This is a genomic window from Pseudomonas viridiflava, assembly GCF_001642795.1.
GTDB classification, from domain to species: Bacteria; Pseudomonadota; Gammaproteobacteria; order Pseudomonadales; family Pseudomonadaceae; genus Aquipseudomonas; species Aquipseudomonas viridiflava.
In genome coordinates this window covers 17,869-33,844 of the sequence record NZ_LKEH01000032.1, presented here as the reverse complement: position 1 = coordinate 33,844, position 15,976 = coordinate 17,869, and the positions used below count along the sequence as shown (strand labels likewise).

Sequence of the window (15,976 nt, the reverse complement as noted above, 5' to 3'; positions counted from 1 at the left end):
AGCCTCGCGACAGAAAGAAGAGGTGTCTCAGGAGGTATGCGCAGCGCTCGCCGAGGCCACTGGAACCGGCCGTTCTTCAGGCGCTACGCGTTCAAGGTGCACGTTCACACGACGGTTGCGGGCGCGGTTGGCGTTGTTGGTGTTGGGCGCGAGTGGATACCGCTCGCCATGAAAGCGCAGAGTGATCTGTTGCTCTGGAATGCCCTGGGCTTTCAGGTAATCCATCACCGCCAGTGCACGACGACGTGACAGGTCGCGGTTGGTCAGGCGATTGCCGCTGTTGTCAGAATGCCCGTCCAGTTCGACGTGGTTGACCGTCGGGTCTGCCTTCAGATAGGCGACCATATTGTCGAGCCGTGCCTTTGCGGCCGTATCCAGTTCGATACCACCGCCAGGGAAGCCGACTTCGGCCTGTTTGACCTGATCGAAATTCATCGGCAGCAGCTTGGCAGTGCAGGCCTGATATTCAGTGAAGGCCTTGCTGAACTTGACCGGCAACAGACGCACCTCCATCTGTCCGCCGTCACGGGAATAATGACGAATCAGTGGCGTGCGCCCTTCCATCAGGCCGTTGATAAGACGTCCGGCCTGAGCGTGAGAGGTGTTGAACGGTATTTCGCCATTGCTGACGCGCACCGACCCCAGGTTGATGTCGCCACGGCCTGGCTGCCACGGTGCCGCAGCGGCCAGCAGCGTGGCGGAACCGTTGCCCAGCATGTTGTAGGAAGCCTTGAGCCGGAATGTGGCCTGCTCACCCGCGCGGCGCACGAACTCACCCACACCGAAGTCGGTGATGGGCTGAGTCAGACGGCACTCGAACTGATCGCCTTCGACTTTCCATTCGATGCTTTCCAGACGCGTCTGGAAATTGATAGCCATCGCTGGAAGGCTGGCGAACACGCTGAGCAGGGCTAGATATCGCTGGCGCACGGGAGGCTCCACTTGAAATGATCGCGAAACGAAATACGGTTTCTATGTCGGGCTATCGGTAACTTCCTACAAAACTTGATAGCGAGTGCCTGAGAGAGTCTTTTCCGGTAGCATTCCCTGCGAGTTTGACCCGCCTGGAATCCCCAATGTCTGACCGCCTGACCCTTCTGCGTCCCGACGACTGGCACATCCATCTCCGTGACGGAGCTGTTTTGCCCCATACCGTCGCTGACGTAGCGCGCACCTTTGGCCGCGCAATCATCATGCCCAACCTCGTGCCGCCCGTTCGCAATGCGCAGCAGGCCGATGCCTATCGCCAGCGCATTCTCGCTGCACGCCCGGCCGGCAGCCGCTTCGAGCCGTTGATGGTGCTTTATCTCACCGACCAGACAACGCCCGAAGACATTCGCACGGCCAAGGCCAGCGGTTTCGTCCACGCCGCCAAGCTGTATCCGGCCGGCGCCACGACCAACTCCGATTCGGGCGTGACCAGCATCGACAGGATCTTCCCTGCCCTTGAAGCCATGGCCGAAGTCGGCATGCTGCTGCTGGTGCACGGCGAGGTCACACGTGGCGAGATCGACGTATTCGATCGCGAAAAAGTCTTTATTGACGAGCACCTGCGTCGCGTCGTCGAGCGTTTCCCGGCACTGAAAGTGGTGTTTGAACACATCACCACTGGCGAGGCCGTGCAGTTCGTCAACGAAGCATCGGCCAATGTCGCGGCGACCATCACTGCGCATCACCTGCTCTATAACCGCAATCACATGCTGGTCGGTGGCATTCGCCCGCACTTCTACTGCCTGCCGATCCTCAAGCGCAACACCCACCAGACGTCCCTGCTGGATGCTGCCACCAGTGGCAACGGCAAGTTCTTTCTGGGTACCGATTCCGCCCCGCATGCGCAACACGCCAAGGAAGCGGCATGCGGCTGCGCCGGTTGCTACACCGCTTACGCCGCTATCGAAATGTACGCAGAAGCCTTCGAGCAACGTAACGCGCTGGACAAACTGGAGGGCTTCGCCAGCCTTCACGGTCCGGCGTTCTACGGCCTGCCTGCCAACCAGGACACCATCACGCTGGTGCGTGAAGAGTGGACCGCCCCTGCCAGCCTGCCGTTTGGCGAGTTGTCCGTAATACCGCTGCGTGCAGGTGAAAAACTGCACTGGCGCCTGGAGGAAAACGCGTGAGTGAAGATCATTTCGACGACGAACCGGAAGGTCATGGTGGCGGCGGTGTTGGATCGCGTCACCCGATGGCGGCCCGCTTTCGCGGCTACCTGCCGGTCGTCATCGACGTAGAAACCGGCGGCTTCAATTCGGCCACCGATGCACTGCTGGAAATTGCGGCCGTCACCATCGGCATGGATGAAAGAGGATTCGTGTTCCCGGAGCACACTCATTTCTTCCGCGTAGAGCCCTTCGAAGGTGCCAACATCGAAGCCGCTGCGCTGGAGTTCACCGGGATCAAGCTCGATCACCCGTTGCGCATGGCAGTCAGCGAAGAAACCGCCCTGAACGATATCTTCCGCGGCGTGCGCAAGGCCCTCAAGGCCAACGGCTGCAAGCGCGCGGTGCTGGTCGGCCACAACGCCAGCTTCGATCTGGGCTTTCTGAACGCAGCCGTCGCGCGCCTGGACATGAAACGCAATCCGTTTCACCCGTTCTCAAGCTTCGACACGGCAACGCTCGCAGGCCTGGCCTACGGTCAGACCGTACTGGCCAAAGCCTGTCAGGCTGCCGGTATCGACTTCGACGGCCGCGAAGCCCACTCGGCCCGCTACGACACGGAAAAGACGGCAGAGCTGTTCTGCGGCATCGTCAACCGCTGGAAGGAAATGGGCGGCTGGGAAGACTTCGACGACTGAGTCACCCCGCTTATGAACAGACCGGCCCAGTGCCGGTTTTTTCATGCCTGCCGTGCAGAAGTACAGGCAATAAGATCCCGGGATTTACCACTCATCGCCCTACCTGAATCGAACCTAAAACAGTTTTGACAAGCATTCTCATTACCATTAAGCTCCGGATCACCCAGCCATAAACCAGCGATGGTCCATAGCTTATGTATGTTTGTCTCTGCCAAGGTGTTACTGACGGTCAAATCCGGGAAGCAATTCTGGAGGGCTGCTGCAGTTATCGCGAAGTTCGCGAGACGCTGGGTGTTGCAAGTAAATGTGGGAAATGTGCCTGCCTGGCCAAGGAAGTGGTGCGTGACACCCTGACCGAGCTTCAAAGCAGCCACGCTGCACTGGCCTATACGACAGAATTTACTGCGGCCTGATTACCCTATTTCAAAGAACCGGACTCGATGTCCGGTTTTTTTATGCCTGTAATTCAAGCGCTTAGCGTCAAGATGCGGAACTCAAACATTCTTATTCCTATTTAAATTCACTTATTATTCAATAACTTAGGTTTGACAGACATTCGCGTGCAGCTCACACTCGCGGCTTATATACACAAGCCATCGGCAGGACCACGAACATGAAAGGCGACATTACAGTCATCCAGCATCTCAACAAGATCCTCGGTAACGAGCTGGTCGCCATCAACCAGTACTTTCTGCATGCACGCATGTACGAAGACTGGGGTCTGAAAAAGCTCGGTGCGCATGAGTATCACGAGTCTATCGACGCGATGAAGCATGCTGACAAGGTCATCAAGCGCATCCTGTTTCTGGAAGGCCTGCCTAACCTGCAGGACCTGGGCAAGATCCTGATCGGCGAGCACACCAAGGAAATGCTGGAGTGTGACCTCAAGATCGAACAGAAAGGCCTGGCTGATCTGAAAGCTGCCATCGCTCACTTTGAAACCGTTGGCGACTTTGGCAGCCGTGAGCTGCTGGAAGACATCCTCGAGCCCAAGGAAGAGCACATCGACTGGCTGGAAACCCAGCTGGGTCTGATCGACAAAGTGGGTATCGAAAATTACCTGCAGTCGCAGATGGGCGACTGATACGTCGATCCGCTGATACGAAAAAAGCCCGCCTCCATTGGAGAGCGGGCTTTTTCTTGTCTGTAGAACGGCTTGATGAACCGGCGTGTATTGCTACCGACCCATCAAATCACCGTCTTACTCGGCCTTGGCGGCCGATGCAGTCTTGACCAGCTCTTGAAGCGAGCCGTCAGCCATCATCTCGGTGATGATGTCGCTGCCGCCAACCAGTTCACCGGCAACCCACAGCTGTGGGAACGTCGGCCAGTTGGCGTACTTGGGCAGATTGGCGCGGATTTCGGGGTTCTGCAGGATGTCGACATAAGCGAATTTTTCGCCGCACGCCATCAACGCCTGGGAAGCCTTGGCCGAAAAGCCGCACTGTGGCGCGTTTGGAGCGCCTTTCATGTAAAGCAGAATGGTGTTGTTGGCAATCTGCTCTTTGATCGTTTCGATGATATCCATGAAGCACCTCGGCTGAATTTTCCGACTCAGTTGTCGGCACGGTGGCGCATTGTAACGGAATCCCGACTGAGACGCTCTGTCTTGAACCTCAACACGCGGCGACCTGCACCGGTACGCCATTCAGCGCCGCGTTGCCGGAAAGCACATCCAGCTGACGTTCGTCGGTCAGGTCATTGGCGCTGACACCGGGCTGATTCTGCGCAATTTCCATGCGCACACCGGCACGTGCGTGGCCCCAGCCGTGAGGCAGGCTGACCACACCGGGCATCATGTCCAAACTGCCCACGACCTCAACCTCGATCATGCCGACCCGCGAGCTGACGCGCACCTGCTGCCCGTCGTTCAAACCTCGACGGCTCAAGTCGTCGGGATGCATCAGTAACTGATGACGCGGCTTGCCCTTCACCAACCGATGATAATTGTGCATCCAGGAATTGTTGCTGCGCACGTGGCGACGTCCAATCAACAACAATTGGTCCGGCTGCGGCACGGGGGCGTCTCTGAAACGGGCCAGGTCGGCCATGATGACGTCGGGCGCTGCCTGAACATGGCCGTTGGCGGTCTTCAGGCGCTCGCTGAGGTTCGGTTGCAGCGCTCCCAGATCTAGACCGTGAGGATGATTGTCCAGCGTCGCCAGCGAAAGCTTGTGAACCGATGCATCGCCATAACGCCCGCTGCGCAGGCCATGATCGATCATCTGCGCGGGTGGCATGGTGGGCTTCAGGTCTTTCTGAGTCCTGGCAGCAAATGCCCTGGCCAGGCCGACGAAGATTTCCCAGTCATGCAGTGCGCCTTCGGGCTTGTCGAAGATCGCTCGATTGAAGCGGGTGATGTTACGCACCGCGAGAGTATTGAAGGTGGTGTCGTAGTGGTCATTCTCCAGCGCGGAGGTGGACGGCAGAATCAGGTCGGCATAGCGAGTGGTTTCATTGATATACAGGTCGATGCTGACCATGAACTCCAGCCCTTCAAGGGCTCTTTCGAGTTGGCGTCCGTTCGGCGTCGACAACACTGGGTTGCCTGCAACCGTCACCAGCGCACGCACGCGCCCCTCCCCTTCATGCAGCATCTCCTCGGCCAGCGCCGAGACCGGCAATTCACCACCGTATTCAGGCAGACCGGACACGCGGCTCTGCCAGCGATTGAAGTGACCGCCAGACGTAGAGCCAACGATGTCCACCGCAGGCTGGGTACAGAGCACCCCACCGACACGGTCAAGGTTGCCGGTCACCAGGTTGATGAGCTGCACCAGCCAATGGCACAGGGTCCCGAATGCCTGGGTCGAAACACCCATGCGTCCGTAGCAGACAGCTGTCTCGGCGGCTGCGAAATCCCTGGCCAACTGACGGATCTGTTGCGCGTCGATGCCACAGCGCAGACTCATGGCTTCGGCACTGAAATCGGAAATGGCCTCCCGCACCTGATCGAGTCCATCGACAGGCAAATGGCTGTCACGGGTCAGACCTTCTTCGAACAGCGTATGAAGCAACCCGAACAGCAATGCAGCGTCGCCGCCGGGGCGCACGAACAGGTGCTGATCGGCAATGGCGGCGGTCTCGCTGCGTCGCGGGTCGACGACCACAACCTTTCCGCCGCGAGTCTGTATGGCTTTCAAACGCTTCTCAACGTCGGGGACGGTCATGATGCTGCCATTCGAAGCCAACGGATTGCCGCCCAGAATCAGCATGAAATCCGTGTGATCGATGTCCGGAATCGGCAGCAGCATGCCGTGGCCGTACATCAGAAAACTGGTCAGGTGATGAGGCAACTGGTCCACAGACGTTGCGGAGAAGCGATTGCGCGTCTTGAGCAGACCGAGAAAGTAATTGCTGTGGGTCATCAACCCATAGTTGTGAACGCTGGGGTTACCCTGATAGACCGCTACGGCATTCTGACCATAGCGTTGCTGGATAGCGGACAGCCGCTCGGCTACCAGCTCGAACGCATCCTGCCAGGCAATCGGCTGCCATTGATCGCCTGAACGCAGCATGGGCTGGCGCAGGCGATCAGGGTCATTCTGGATGTCCTGCAGCGCGACGGCCTTGGGGCAAATATGGCCGCGGCTGAAACTGTCGAGCGGATCCCCCTTGATCGAGGTGATTCTTCGCGTCGCGTCAGGCTCGAGCGTGGTTTCGATGGTCAGGCCGCAAATGGCCTCACACAGATGACAGGCACGGTGGTGTTCGGTCCGGGTCATCGCAGCCTCATAGTGGTGTCGTGGCAATCCGTTCGATTGCGGAACAATCACTATGGTGCGTGTAGACGGCCTTCGCCACTCGGCTTCGCATCATGAATCAGGGGCCATCAGGCCGACGGATGCTTCGTCGGTCAACCGACGATCGGTGTGACAACCTTGCGCTGCAGCTGGATTTCGGTCACGGTTTCGATCTGTTCCTGGGCCAGGTGCACGCCGGTCAGGTCGCCGATCAGACGCCAGTGCTCATCGAGCCCCGAGCTGATGGTCGCCATGCGATCGATCATGCGGCGTCCGGCGGTGCGCGTGACTTCGTCTTCGCTACGCAACAGTTCAAAGGACATGGAGGTCATGGAGGCGGTGAGGTGGGTCAAGGTACGGGCAGTCAGCCCGAGCAATTCCGTTAGTTGACGCTCTTTAGAATCCATTCCCGATCTCCCAATCAATGATGATACCAACGAGGCTTTATAACCTACGGCCGTTGTTTAGGAAACGGTCATTATTCAAGGCGCGTGAAGCACGTCGCATTCGCTGCCGGACTGTTGCAGGATTGGTACTAATTGCCAATCCCGCTTTGGGCAGTGTACAAATGCTGCCTTTGGATAGCGAAGCGATGGCTAAAGGCCTGCTCCAGCGTAGTCCGTTTTCAGCGCGATGCAGGATTAATATAAAGGCTGAAGCGCGGCACCCCGATTCACACCGCTATCCAAAATAAAGCATGCTATTGGTAAGACGCGACATTTTTTTATACTATCGCGCCTCTCTTATTCGTCGCCTCGCGCGGCTTTCGCCGCAGTGCTTGCCCGTTTTCTCGATAAAACCCGGCTTTGAAACACTGCGGTCTGTTGCAAAAAAGGTAGTTAATCATGAACGCCAGGCACTTTCTCTCGATGATGGATTACACCCCAGACGAACTGCTGGGCTTGATCCGTCGTGGCGTAGAGCTCAAAGACCTGCGAAATCGCGGCGTGCTTTTTGAACCCCTGAAGAACCGGGTACTGGGGATGATTTTTGAAAAATCCTCGACACGTACCCGTCTTTCCTTCGAAGCCGGCATGATCCAGCTGGGCGGCCAAGCCATCTTTTTATCCCACCGCGACACACAACTGGGCCGTGGTGAGCCGATTGCCGACAGCGCAAAGGTCATGTCCCGCATGCTCGACGCGGTCATGATCCGTACCTATGCCCACAGCAATCTGGTCGAGTTCGCTGCCAATTCCCGTGTGCCGGTGATCAACGGTCTGTCCGATGATCTGCACCCGTGCCAGCTGCTGGCCGACATGCAGACCTTTCTTGAGCATCGTGGCTCGATCAAGGGCAAGACCGTGGCGTGGATCGGTGACGGCAACAACATGTGCAACAGCTATATAGAAGCGGCGATCCGGTTCGACTTCCATTTGCGCGTTGCCTGCCCGCTGGGTTACGAGCCCAATCCCGAATTCATGACCCTGGCCGGGGATCGCGTGACGATTGTTCGTGACCCGAAGGCAGCGGTCGAAGGCGCGCATCTGGTGAGCACCGATGTCTGGACCTCAATGGGCCAGGAAGAGGAAACCGCCAAGCGCATGGCCCTGTTCGCACCGTTCCAGGTAACGCGCGCGCTGCTCGACCTGGCTGATAAAGACGTACTGTTCATGCATTGCCTGCCAGCTCACCGGGGTGAGGAAATCAGCGTCGATCTGCTGGACGATCAGCGCTCGGTGGCGTGGGATCAGGCGGAAAACCGTCTGCATGCGCAGAAGGCGCTGCTGGAATTTCTCGTCGCGCCGTCCTGTCAGCCGGCATGAGTCAGGCCTTGCTGCTGAACCTGCGCAATCTGGCGTGCGGCTATGACAACCAGCGTGTGGTGCAGGATCTGAATCTGCACCTCAACGCTGGTGACATCGGCTGCCTGCTGGGCTCTTCAGGCTGCGGCAAGACCACGACATTGCGCGCCATTGCCGGTTTCGAACCAATCCATGCGGGCGAAATCACGTTGGCGGGCGAAGTGATCTCCCGTCCAGGCTGGACGCTGGCACCGGAAAAACGCCGTATCGGCATGGTGTTTCAGGACTACGCCCTGTTCCCGCACCTGAGCGTCGCTGACAATATTGCCTTCGGCATCCGCAAGCATCCGCGCCGTGAACAGGTGACGACTGAGCTCCTGGAACTGGTCAATCTCGCCGGACTGGGCAAACGCTATCCGCACGAACTGTCTGGCGGGCAACAGCAGCGCGTAGCGCTCGCCCGGGCACTGGCACCGGAGCCGCAGTTGTTGCTGCTCGATGAGCCGTTTTCCAATCTGGATGGCGAGTTGCGCAGGCGCTTGAGTCACGAGGTACGCGATATCCTCAAGGCTCGTGGCACCAGCGCAATTCTGGTGACCCATGATCAGGAAGAAGCGTTCGCGGTCAGCGATCACGTCGGCGTGTTCAAGGAAGGCCGACTGGAGCAATGGGATACGCCCTATAACCTGTACCACGAGCCGCAGACCCCCTTTGTCGCCAGCTTCATTGGCCAGGGGTATTTCATTCGCGGTCAGATGATCGACCACGAATCGGTACAGACCGAACTGGGTGTTTTGCGCGGCAACCGGGCTTATCCGGGCGTCAGTGGCAGCGCAGTGGACGTGCTGTTGCGCCCGGACGACATTGTTCATGCACCGCAAAGCGCGCTGAAGGCGCGGGTCATCGGTCGAACCTTTCAGGGCGCATCAACCCTGTATCGCCTGCAATTGCCGACCGGCAGCCAGCTTGAAGCGATTTTCCCCAGCCACGCCGATCACCTGACCGGCGAGCAGGTCGGCATTCAGGTCGCCGCCGATCATCTGGTTCTGTTTGCTGCGCCGGGCAGTGTCGCTGCGAACGCGGTCAGCGGCTGAGTCACTGCATCATTCACGGCCGATAGCAGCGAAGGTCGCGCTGGTGTGAGCCGCCAGCACCTGCGCCGAAAGCTCCACTTCCAGCCCTCTCCTACCCGCGCTGACAAAAATGGTCTCGAAGGGTGTAGCCGTTTCGTCGATGAACGTGCGCAAGCGCTTTTTCTGACCCAGCGGACTGATACCTCCCAGCAGATAACCGGTCGAGCGCTGCGCTGCGGCAGGGTCGGCCATCTCGGTTTTCTTGGCACCTGCAGCGTGAGCCAGCGCCTTCAGGTCCAGCGTTCCGACGACCGGCACCACGGCGACCAGCAACTCACCCTTTTCGGTACTGGCCAGCAGCGTCTTGAACACGCGCGCTGGTTCCAGACCGAGCTTTTCAGCCGCCTCCAGACCATACGATGCCGCCTTGGGATCGTGTTCGTAGCTGTGGATGCGGTGTTCGGCCCGAACTTTTTTCAATAAATCCAACGCGGGGGTCATTCATCACTCCGGACAGATCAAGGTGAGCGCTACTTTAAGCCAAATAATCGGGAAGCGCCTTGATCCATAAAGGCTGCAACCTTGATGGCTATTTAAAACCATCAAGACTTTTCCTACAAAACATGCAGAAACAAACTAAGACCTGACCGTGATATTTTTCAGTGACCGTTCAGTTCCGACCTTTGACAGGGTTCTTTCTTGTCTATATTTTTTCGTTTACGAATATTAACGAACGCTGTTTTTCGGTATAACTCGCACCCGTGACCAGCATTCCGACGAATCCTGACACGCCGCAATAACGAGCATCCGTGTCTGCATACGGTGCCGCGACAAAAACAAAAATGAGGTATTCATGACCATTGCAACCCGACAACCGACGCTTTCCGCACAATGTACTGCTGAATTCCTGGGCACAGCCCTGATGATTTTTTTCGGGACCGGATGCGTTGCAGCGCTCAAGGTCGCGGGTGCTTCTTTCGGACTTTGGGAAATCTGCATCATCTGGGGGATGGCCGTCAGCATGGGCATCTACCTCAGCGCAGGTATTTCCGGCGCACACCTCAACCCGGCGGTCAGCATTGCGCTGAGTCTGTTTGCCGGTTTCGAAAAACGAAAACTGCCTTTTTATATCGCTTCCCAGATTGCCGGTGCGTTCTGCGGCGCAGGCCTTGTGTACCTTCTGTACGTCAGCCTCTTTTTCGACTTCGAACATGCGCACCACATCATTCGTGGTACCGAACAGAGTCTTGAACTGGCATCGGTGTTCTCCACCTACCCCAACCCTGCCATTTCCGTGGGTCAGGCCTTCCTGGTCGAGATGGTCATCACCACCATTCTGATGGGCGTGATCATGGCGCTGGGCGATGACAACAACGGCCTGCCGCGCGGCGCACTGGCGCCTCTGCTGATCGGGCTGCTGGTCGCGGTAATCGGCAGCGCCATGGGTCCGCTGACCGGGTTTGCGATGAATCCTGCTCGCGACTTCGGCCCGAAAATGATGACGTTCATTGCTGGCTGGGGTGAGATAGCATTCACCGGCGGTCGTGACATACCTTATTTCCTGGTTCCGATTTTTGCGCCCATTCTGGGTGCCTGCCTCGGCGCCGCCGGCTACCGCATGCTGATTGCGCGTCATCTGCCCGGCGCCGACCTTGTTGCAAACGAAAAAGACCTCAAAAAAGACACCAGCGCGGTTCGCGGCAAGGCTCAAGCGTCATCTTGAATTCCACCCCAATAACGCAAGGCAATCGACATGACTGACACACAGAACAAGAACTACATCATTGCCCTTGATCAGGGCACCACCAGCTCGCGGGCCATCATCTTCGACCGCGATGCCAATGTGGTGAGCACTGCCCAAAGCGAATTCGTCCAGCATTATCCGCAGGCTGGCTGGGTCGAGCATGACCCGATGGAAATCTTCGCCACCCAGACCGCGTGCATGACCAAGGCGCTGGCCCAGGCCGATCTGCACCACAACCAGATTGCCGCTATCGGTATCACCAACCAGCGCGAAACCACCGTGATCTGGGAGCGTGACACAGGCCGCCCGATCTACAACGCAATCGTCTGGCAATGCCGCCGCAGCACTGAAATCTGCCAGCAGCTCAAGCGCGACGGCCTTGAGGAATACATCAAAGACACTACTGGTCTGGTCATCGACCCGTACTTCTCCGGTTCCAAGGTCAAGTGGATCCTGGACAACGTCGAAGGCAGCCGCGAGCGCGCCCGCAAGGGTGAGCTGATGTTCGGCACCATCGATACCTGGCTGATCTGGAAATTCACCGGCGGCAAGGTTCACGTCACCGACTACACCAACGCTTCGCGCACCATGCTGTTCAACATTCATACCCTGGAATGGGATCAGCGCATGCTCGACGTGCTGGATATCCCGCGCGAGATCCTGCCCGAGGTCAAAGCCTCGTCCGAGGTCTACGGCCACAGCAAGAGCGGCATCCCGATTGCCGGCATCGCGGGCGACCAGCAGGCAGCACTGTTCGGCCAGATGTGCGTCGAGCCGGGTCAGGCGAAAAACACCTACGGCACCGGCTGTTTCCTGCTGATGAACACCGGCAAGAAAGCAGTGAAATCGGCTCACGGCATGCTCACCACCATCGGCTGCGGCCCGCGTGGCGAAGTGGCCTATGCGCTGGAAGGTGCCGTATTCAACGGCGGCTCGACCGTGCAGTGGCTGCGTGACGAATTGAAGATCATCAATGACGCGCTGGACACCGAATACTTCGCCAGCAAGGTCAAGGACAGCAACGGCGTTTACCTGGTGCCGGCCTTTACCGGTCTGGGCGCACCCTACTGGGACCCGTATGCACGTGGCGCGCTGTTCGGCCTGACCCGCGGCGTGAAAGTCGATCACATCATCCGTGCGGCGCTGGAATCCATCGCCTACCAGACCCGTGACGTACTGGACGCCATGCAGCAGGATTCCGGCGAACGCCTCAAATCCCTGCGTGTGGACGGCGGCGCGGTGGCCAACAACTTCCTCATGCAGTTCCAGGCAGACATCCTGGGTACTCATGTAGAACGTCCTCAGATGCGCGAAACGACTGCACTGGGCGCCGCGTTCCTGGCGGGTCTGGCCATCGGTTTCTGGAGCAGCCTGGACGAGTTGCGCAACAAGGCTGTGATCGAGCGCGTTTTCGAACCACTGTGCGAAGAAGCCCATAAAGAGAAGCTGTACGCCGGCTGGCAAAAAGCCGTGGCCCGCACCCGTGACTGGGAACCGCACGAAAACGAGGAGTAAGCCTGCCGGTCTGGCGAGGAGCAGGATTTCCGGCTGACAGAGCCCATGTCCCTGCGGCATGATGGGCGCCATTTGCAGTGGGCGCCCAAGGAAAAACAATGAACCTGCCTCCCCGCCAACAACAGATCCTCGAACTGGTCCGTGATCGCGGCTACGTCAGCATCGATGAAATGGCGACGCTGTTCGTCGTGACCCCGCAAACCATCCGTCGAGACATCAACCAGCTTGCGGAAATGAACCTGCTGCGTCGCTACCACGGCGGCGCGGCCTATGACTCCAGCATCGAAAACACCGCCTACGCCATGCGTGCGGATCAGATGCGCGATGAAAAGCAGCGGATTGCTGAAGCCATCGCAGCGCAAATTCCCGACAACGCCTCGCTGTTCATCAATATCGGCACCACCACCGAATCCATCGCTCGCGCCCTGCTCAATCACAACAACCTGAAAATCATCACCAACAACCTGCATGTCGCATCGATCCTGAGCGCCAAGGATGATTTCGAAGTGCTGCTGGCAGGCGGCAATGTGCGCCGTGACGGCGGCGTGGTGGGCCAGGCCAGTGTCGACTTCATCTCGCAGTTCAAGGTCGATTTCGCGCTGGTCGGCATCAGCGGTATCGACGAGGACGGCAGTCTGCTGGATTTCGATTATCAGGAAGTCCGCGTGTCGCAGGCGATCATCGCCAATGCACGCAAGGTGTTGCTGGCAGCCGACTCCAGCAAGTTCGGACGCAACGCGATGGTCAGGCTCGGGCCGATCACCCTTATCGACTGTCTGGTCACTGATGAACCACCTGTGCCAGCACTGCAGCAGTTGCTGAACCAGCACAAGATTCGGCTTGAGGTGGTGTGAGCACGCAACCTGACCTGATCGGCGGCGTGTATCCCGTGAGGCCCTGCGTCACATCGAGAGCGGACGCGGAGCGTCCTGGGCGGCGTTACCACGCAGAGCGTGGGAACGATCATTTGCGCAGCGTGTTCCGCCTCCACACTGATCGTGCCCATCGCCGCGTGGGCATGCAGCCCGGGACGCTCCGCGTCCCATTGAGTCAGGCGCAAGAGACTTTTCTGACCCACCACCGCTGGACGCGGAGCGTCCTTAGAGGCATTCCCACGCGGAGCGTGCGGAACGATCAGTGTAAGCACGATGACCGATCGTGCCCAAGGCGACTGACTCGCGAGCTCTCTACCCCGCCGCTCGCAGCGATGATCGCCGATCCATGACTGCCACCCATCCCGTCCTACAATGTTCATATTTGTTCTTTTCTACGTTCATCATCAGTAATTTCAATCAATAGTCGCTGGCGAGGGGATTTTTATTGAGCTATGATTTTCGAAAGTGAACATTAATGTTCAGATTCGCCTTTCGAGCACAGCTCAAGCATCCTTCAGGAGGCCAACAATGCCCCAGACCCACGCGACATCCGCCGCCCCTCTTTCCGAGGTCTACGACATCGCCGTAATCGGTGGTGGCATCAATGGCGTCGGCATTGCGGCAGACGCGTCCGGGCGTGGCCTGTCGGTCTTCCTGTGTGAGAAAGACGACCTTGCCAGTCACACTTCGTCGGCCAGCAGCAAGCTGATCCACGGTGGACTGCGCTATCTGGAACACTACGAATTCCGTCTGGTACGTGAAGCACTGGCAGAGCGTGAAGTGCTGCTGGCCAAGGCACCGCATATCGTCAAGCCCATGCGCTTCGTCCTGCCGCACCGCCCGCACCTGCGTCCGGCCTGGATGATTCGTGCCGGCATGTTCCTTTACGATCACTTGGGCAAGCGTGAGAAGTTGCCTGCTTCGCGCACGATTCGTTTCGGCGCCGACAGCCCGCTGAATTCCAGTATTACCCGTGGTTTCGAATACTCCGACTGCTGGGTCGACGACGCCCGCCTGGTCGTGCTCAATGCCATGTCAGCCCGTGAAAACGGTGCCCACATTCATACCCAGACACGCTGCGTCAGCGCCCGTCGCATCAAAGGTCTGTGGCACCTGCATCTGGAACGCAGCGACGGCAGCCTGTTTTCAATTCATGCCAAGGCGTTGGTCAACGCGGCCGGTCCGTGGGTGGCCAAGTTCATTCGTGAAGACCTGAAGCTTGAATCGGCCTACGGTATTCGCCTGATCCAGGGCAGCCACCTGATCGTGCCGAAGCTGTACGAAGGCGAGCATGCATTCATTCTGCAGAACGAAGACAAGCGCATCGTATTCACCATCCCGTATATGGATCACTTCACTATTGTCGGCACCACCGACCGTGAGTATCAGGGCGATCCGAACAAGGTGGAGATCACCGACGGTGAGATGGACTACGTGCTGAAAGTGGCCGACGATCACTTCAAGAAGCAACTGACCCGCGCCGACGTGCTGCACACCTACTCCGGTGTCCGCCCGCTGTGCAACGATGAATCCGACAACCCGTCTGCGATTACTCGTGACTACACGTTGTCGCTGTCCGGTGGTGCCGACGAGGCGCCGATCCTGTCGGTGTTCGGCGGCAAGCTGACTACCTACCGCAAACTCGCCGAATCGGCCATGGCGCAACTGGCACCGTTCTTCAAGCAGATGAAGCCGAGCTGGACCGCAACATCCGCACTGCCGGGTGGCGAAGACATGACGACGCCGGAAGCGCTGGCCGGCGAACTGACCCGCCGTCACACCTGGTTGCCAACCCCGATCGCCAAGCGTTGGGCGATTACCTACGGCAGCCGCAGCTGGCGCCTGCTGGAAGGCGTGCAGAGTCTTGAAGACATGGGTCAACATCTGGGTGGCGGCTTGTATGCCCGAGAAGTTGATTACCTGTGCGATCAGGAATGGGCCACCAGTATCGATGACATCCTGTGGCGCCGTACCAAGCTGGGTCTGTTCACTACGCCGGAAGAACAGGCAGCGGTAAGCAATTACCTGGAAACGGTTGCACGCAACAAGGCGGCGATCGAAGCGGCCTGATCAGTCGCAGCGCTTGGTTCGAGCGATGACCGGAAAACTTGTGTAGGCGGCTGTGGCGTCAAACCAGCCGCCTTTTCTCACACGACCACGGAAGAAACCCGGTTTTCTGTGGGAGGCCACACCACGTCTTCGACGTAGTGCTGTCGCGCAGCAGACACTTGCCTGTGGGAGGGAACTGCCCGCGATGCAGTCAACGCGGTCTATCAGAAAAATCGCGTCATCGTTCATCGCCGGCAAGCCGCCTCCCACGGTTCGATGTGAGTGATACTGACGGCATCCGCCGCTGCCTATGATGCCCTTCACATCCTCCCGCATTACTTCCCCTCTCTGCCCCAGTCCATTCGGTTTTCCGAACACCCATCGCTGCAAGATTCGGCATCCCGGACAAGCCCCTGCCGTCCAACGCACCGCCAC

Annotated in this window: 15 protein-coding genes; 10 read left to right on the top strand and 5 right to left on the bottom strand. The window is 58.5% G+C overall.

What is annotated here, in order from left to right; translation table 11 throughout:
- Positions 1-27 precede the first annotated feature (27 nt).
- Positions 28-930 (bottom strand): OmpA family protein, encoded by a 903-nt coding sequence (locus tag AO065_RS18975; RefSeq protein WP_004881871.1) that lies wholly within the window; start codon positions 928-930, stop codon positions 28-30.
- 146 nt (positions 931-1,076) lie between these two features.
- On the opposite strand from AO065_RS18975, the gene pyrC reads away from it, so the two are divergent.
- The 4 genes from pyrC (at position 1,077) to bfr (ending at position 3,881) form a co-directional block, all read left to right on the top strand.
- The gene (gene pyrC / locus AO065_RS18970; protein ID WP_004881870.1) at positions 1,077-2,120 is read left to right on the top strand and encodes a dihydroorotase; all 1,044 of its coding nucleotides are present in this window, start codon (positions 1,077-1,079) and stop codon (positions 2,118-2,120) included.
- A complete protein-coding gene (gene rnt / locus AO065_RS18965; RefSeq protein WP_004881869.1) occupies positions 2,117-2,797 on the top strand; it encodes a ribonuclease T in 681 nt (226 codons plus the stop codon). Before pyrC ends, rnt begins: the two co-directional genes overlap by 4 nt.
- A 194-nt stretch (positions 2,798-2,991) precedes the next feature.
- Positions 2,992-3,210: a bacterioferritin-associated ferredoxin gene (locus tag AO065_RS18960; protein WP_004881868.1), complete on the top strand. Its 219-nt coding sequence runs from the start codon at positions 2,992-2,994 to the stop codon at positions 3,208-3,210.
- A 200-nt stretch (positions 3,211-3,410) separates the two neighbouring features.
- On the top strand, positions 3,411-3,881 hold the full coding sequence (gene bfr, locus AO065_RS18955) for a bacterioferritin (RefSeq protein ID WP_004881867.1): 471 nt from the start codon (positions 3,411-3,413) through the stop codon (positions 3,879-3,881).
- A 117-nt stretch (positions 3,882-3,998) separates the two neighbouring features.
- Here the strand turns inward: bfr and grxD are convergent, their stop codons facing one another.
- The 3 genes from grxD to AO065_RS18940 form a co-directional block, all read right to left on the bottom strand.
- The gene (gene grxD, locus AO065_RS18950; protein ID WP_004881866.1) at positions 3,999-4,325 is read right to left on the bottom strand and encodes a Grx4 family monothiol glutaredoxin; all 327 of its coding nucleotides are present in this window, start codon (positions 4,323-4,325) and stop codon (positions 3,999-4,001) included.
- A gap of 88 nt (positions 4,326-4,413) precedes the next feature.
- Complete coding sequence (locus AO065_RS18945) at positions 4,414-6,522, bottom strand: molybdopterin oxidoreductase family protein (RefSeq protein WP_004881865.1); 2,109 nt, start codon at positions 6,520-6,522, stop codon at positions 4,414-4,416.
- A 131-nt stretch (positions 6,523-6,653) separates the two neighbouring features.
- Complete coding sequence (locus AO065_RS18940) at positions 6,654-6,947, bottom strand: hypothetical protein (protein ID WP_032650845.1); 294 nt, start codon at positions 6,945-6,947, stop codon at positions 6,654-6,656.
- Positions 6,948-7,385: 438 nt separating this feature from the next.
- On the opposite strand from AO065_RS18940, the gene argF reads away from it, so the two are divergent.
- Together argF and AO065_RS18930 are read left to right on the top strand one after the other, a co-directional pair.
- Complete coding sequence (gene argF / locus AO065_RS18935; RefSeq protein ID WP_004881863.1) at positions 7,386-8,306, top strand: ornithine carbamoyltransferase; 921 nt, start codon at positions 7,386-7,388, stop codon at positions 8,304-8,306.
- The gene (locus AO065_RS18930) at positions 8,303-9,379 is read left to right on the top strand and encodes an ABC transporter ATP-binding protein (protein WP_032650843.1); all 1,077 of its coding nucleotides are present in this window, start codon (positions 8,303-8,305) and stop codon (positions 9,377-9,379) included. The genes argF and AO065_RS18930 overlap by 4 nt, the downstream gene beginning before the upstream one ends.
- Positions 9,380-9,388: 9 nt before the next feature.
- Here AO065_RS18930 and ybaK read toward each other — a convergent pair whose 3' ends face one another.
- Positions 9,389-9,859 (bottom strand): Cys-tRNA(Pro) deacylase, encoded by a 471-nt coding sequence (gene ybaK, locus AO065_RS18925; RefSeq protein WP_004881861.1) that lies wholly within the window; start codon positions 9,857-9,859, stop codon positions 9,389-9,391.
- A 352-nt stretch (positions 9,860-10,211) separates the two neighbouring features.
- On the opposite strand from ybaK, the gene AO065_RS18920 reads away from it, so the two are divergent.
- The 4 genes from AO065_RS18920 to glpD all read left to right on the top strand — a co-directional run bounded on the left by AO065_RS18920 (position 10,212) and on the right by glpD (position 15,562).
- A complete protein-coding gene (locus tag AO065_RS18920) occupies positions 10,212-11,081 on the top strand; it encodes an MIP/aquaporin family protein (RefSeq protein WP_004881860.1) in 870 nt (289 codons plus the stop codon).
- A gap of 30 nt (positions 11,082-11,111) precedes the next feature.
- Complete coding sequence (gene glpK / locus AO065_RS18915) at positions 11,112-12,617, top strand: glycerol kinase GlpK (RefSeq protein ID WP_004881859.1); 1,506 nt, start codon at positions 11,112-11,114, stop codon at positions 12,615-12,617.
- Positions 12,618-12,715: 98 nt separating this feature from the next.
- Positions 12,716-13,471, top strand: a complete 756-nt coding sequence (locus tag AO065_RS18910; RefSeq protein ID WP_004881858.1) for a DeoR/GlpR family transcriptional regulator — start codon at positions 12,716-12,718, stop codon at positions 13,469-13,471.
- A gap of 549 nt (positions 13,472-14,020) precedes the next feature.
- Positions 14,021-15,562 (top strand): glycerol-3-phosphate dehydrogenase, encoded by a 1,542-nt coding sequence (gene glpD, locus AO065_RS18905; RefSeq protein WP_004881857.1) that lies wholly within the window; start codon positions 14,021-14,023, stop codon positions 15,560-15,562.
- The last annotated feature ends 414 nt before the right edge of the window (positions 15,563-15,976 follow it).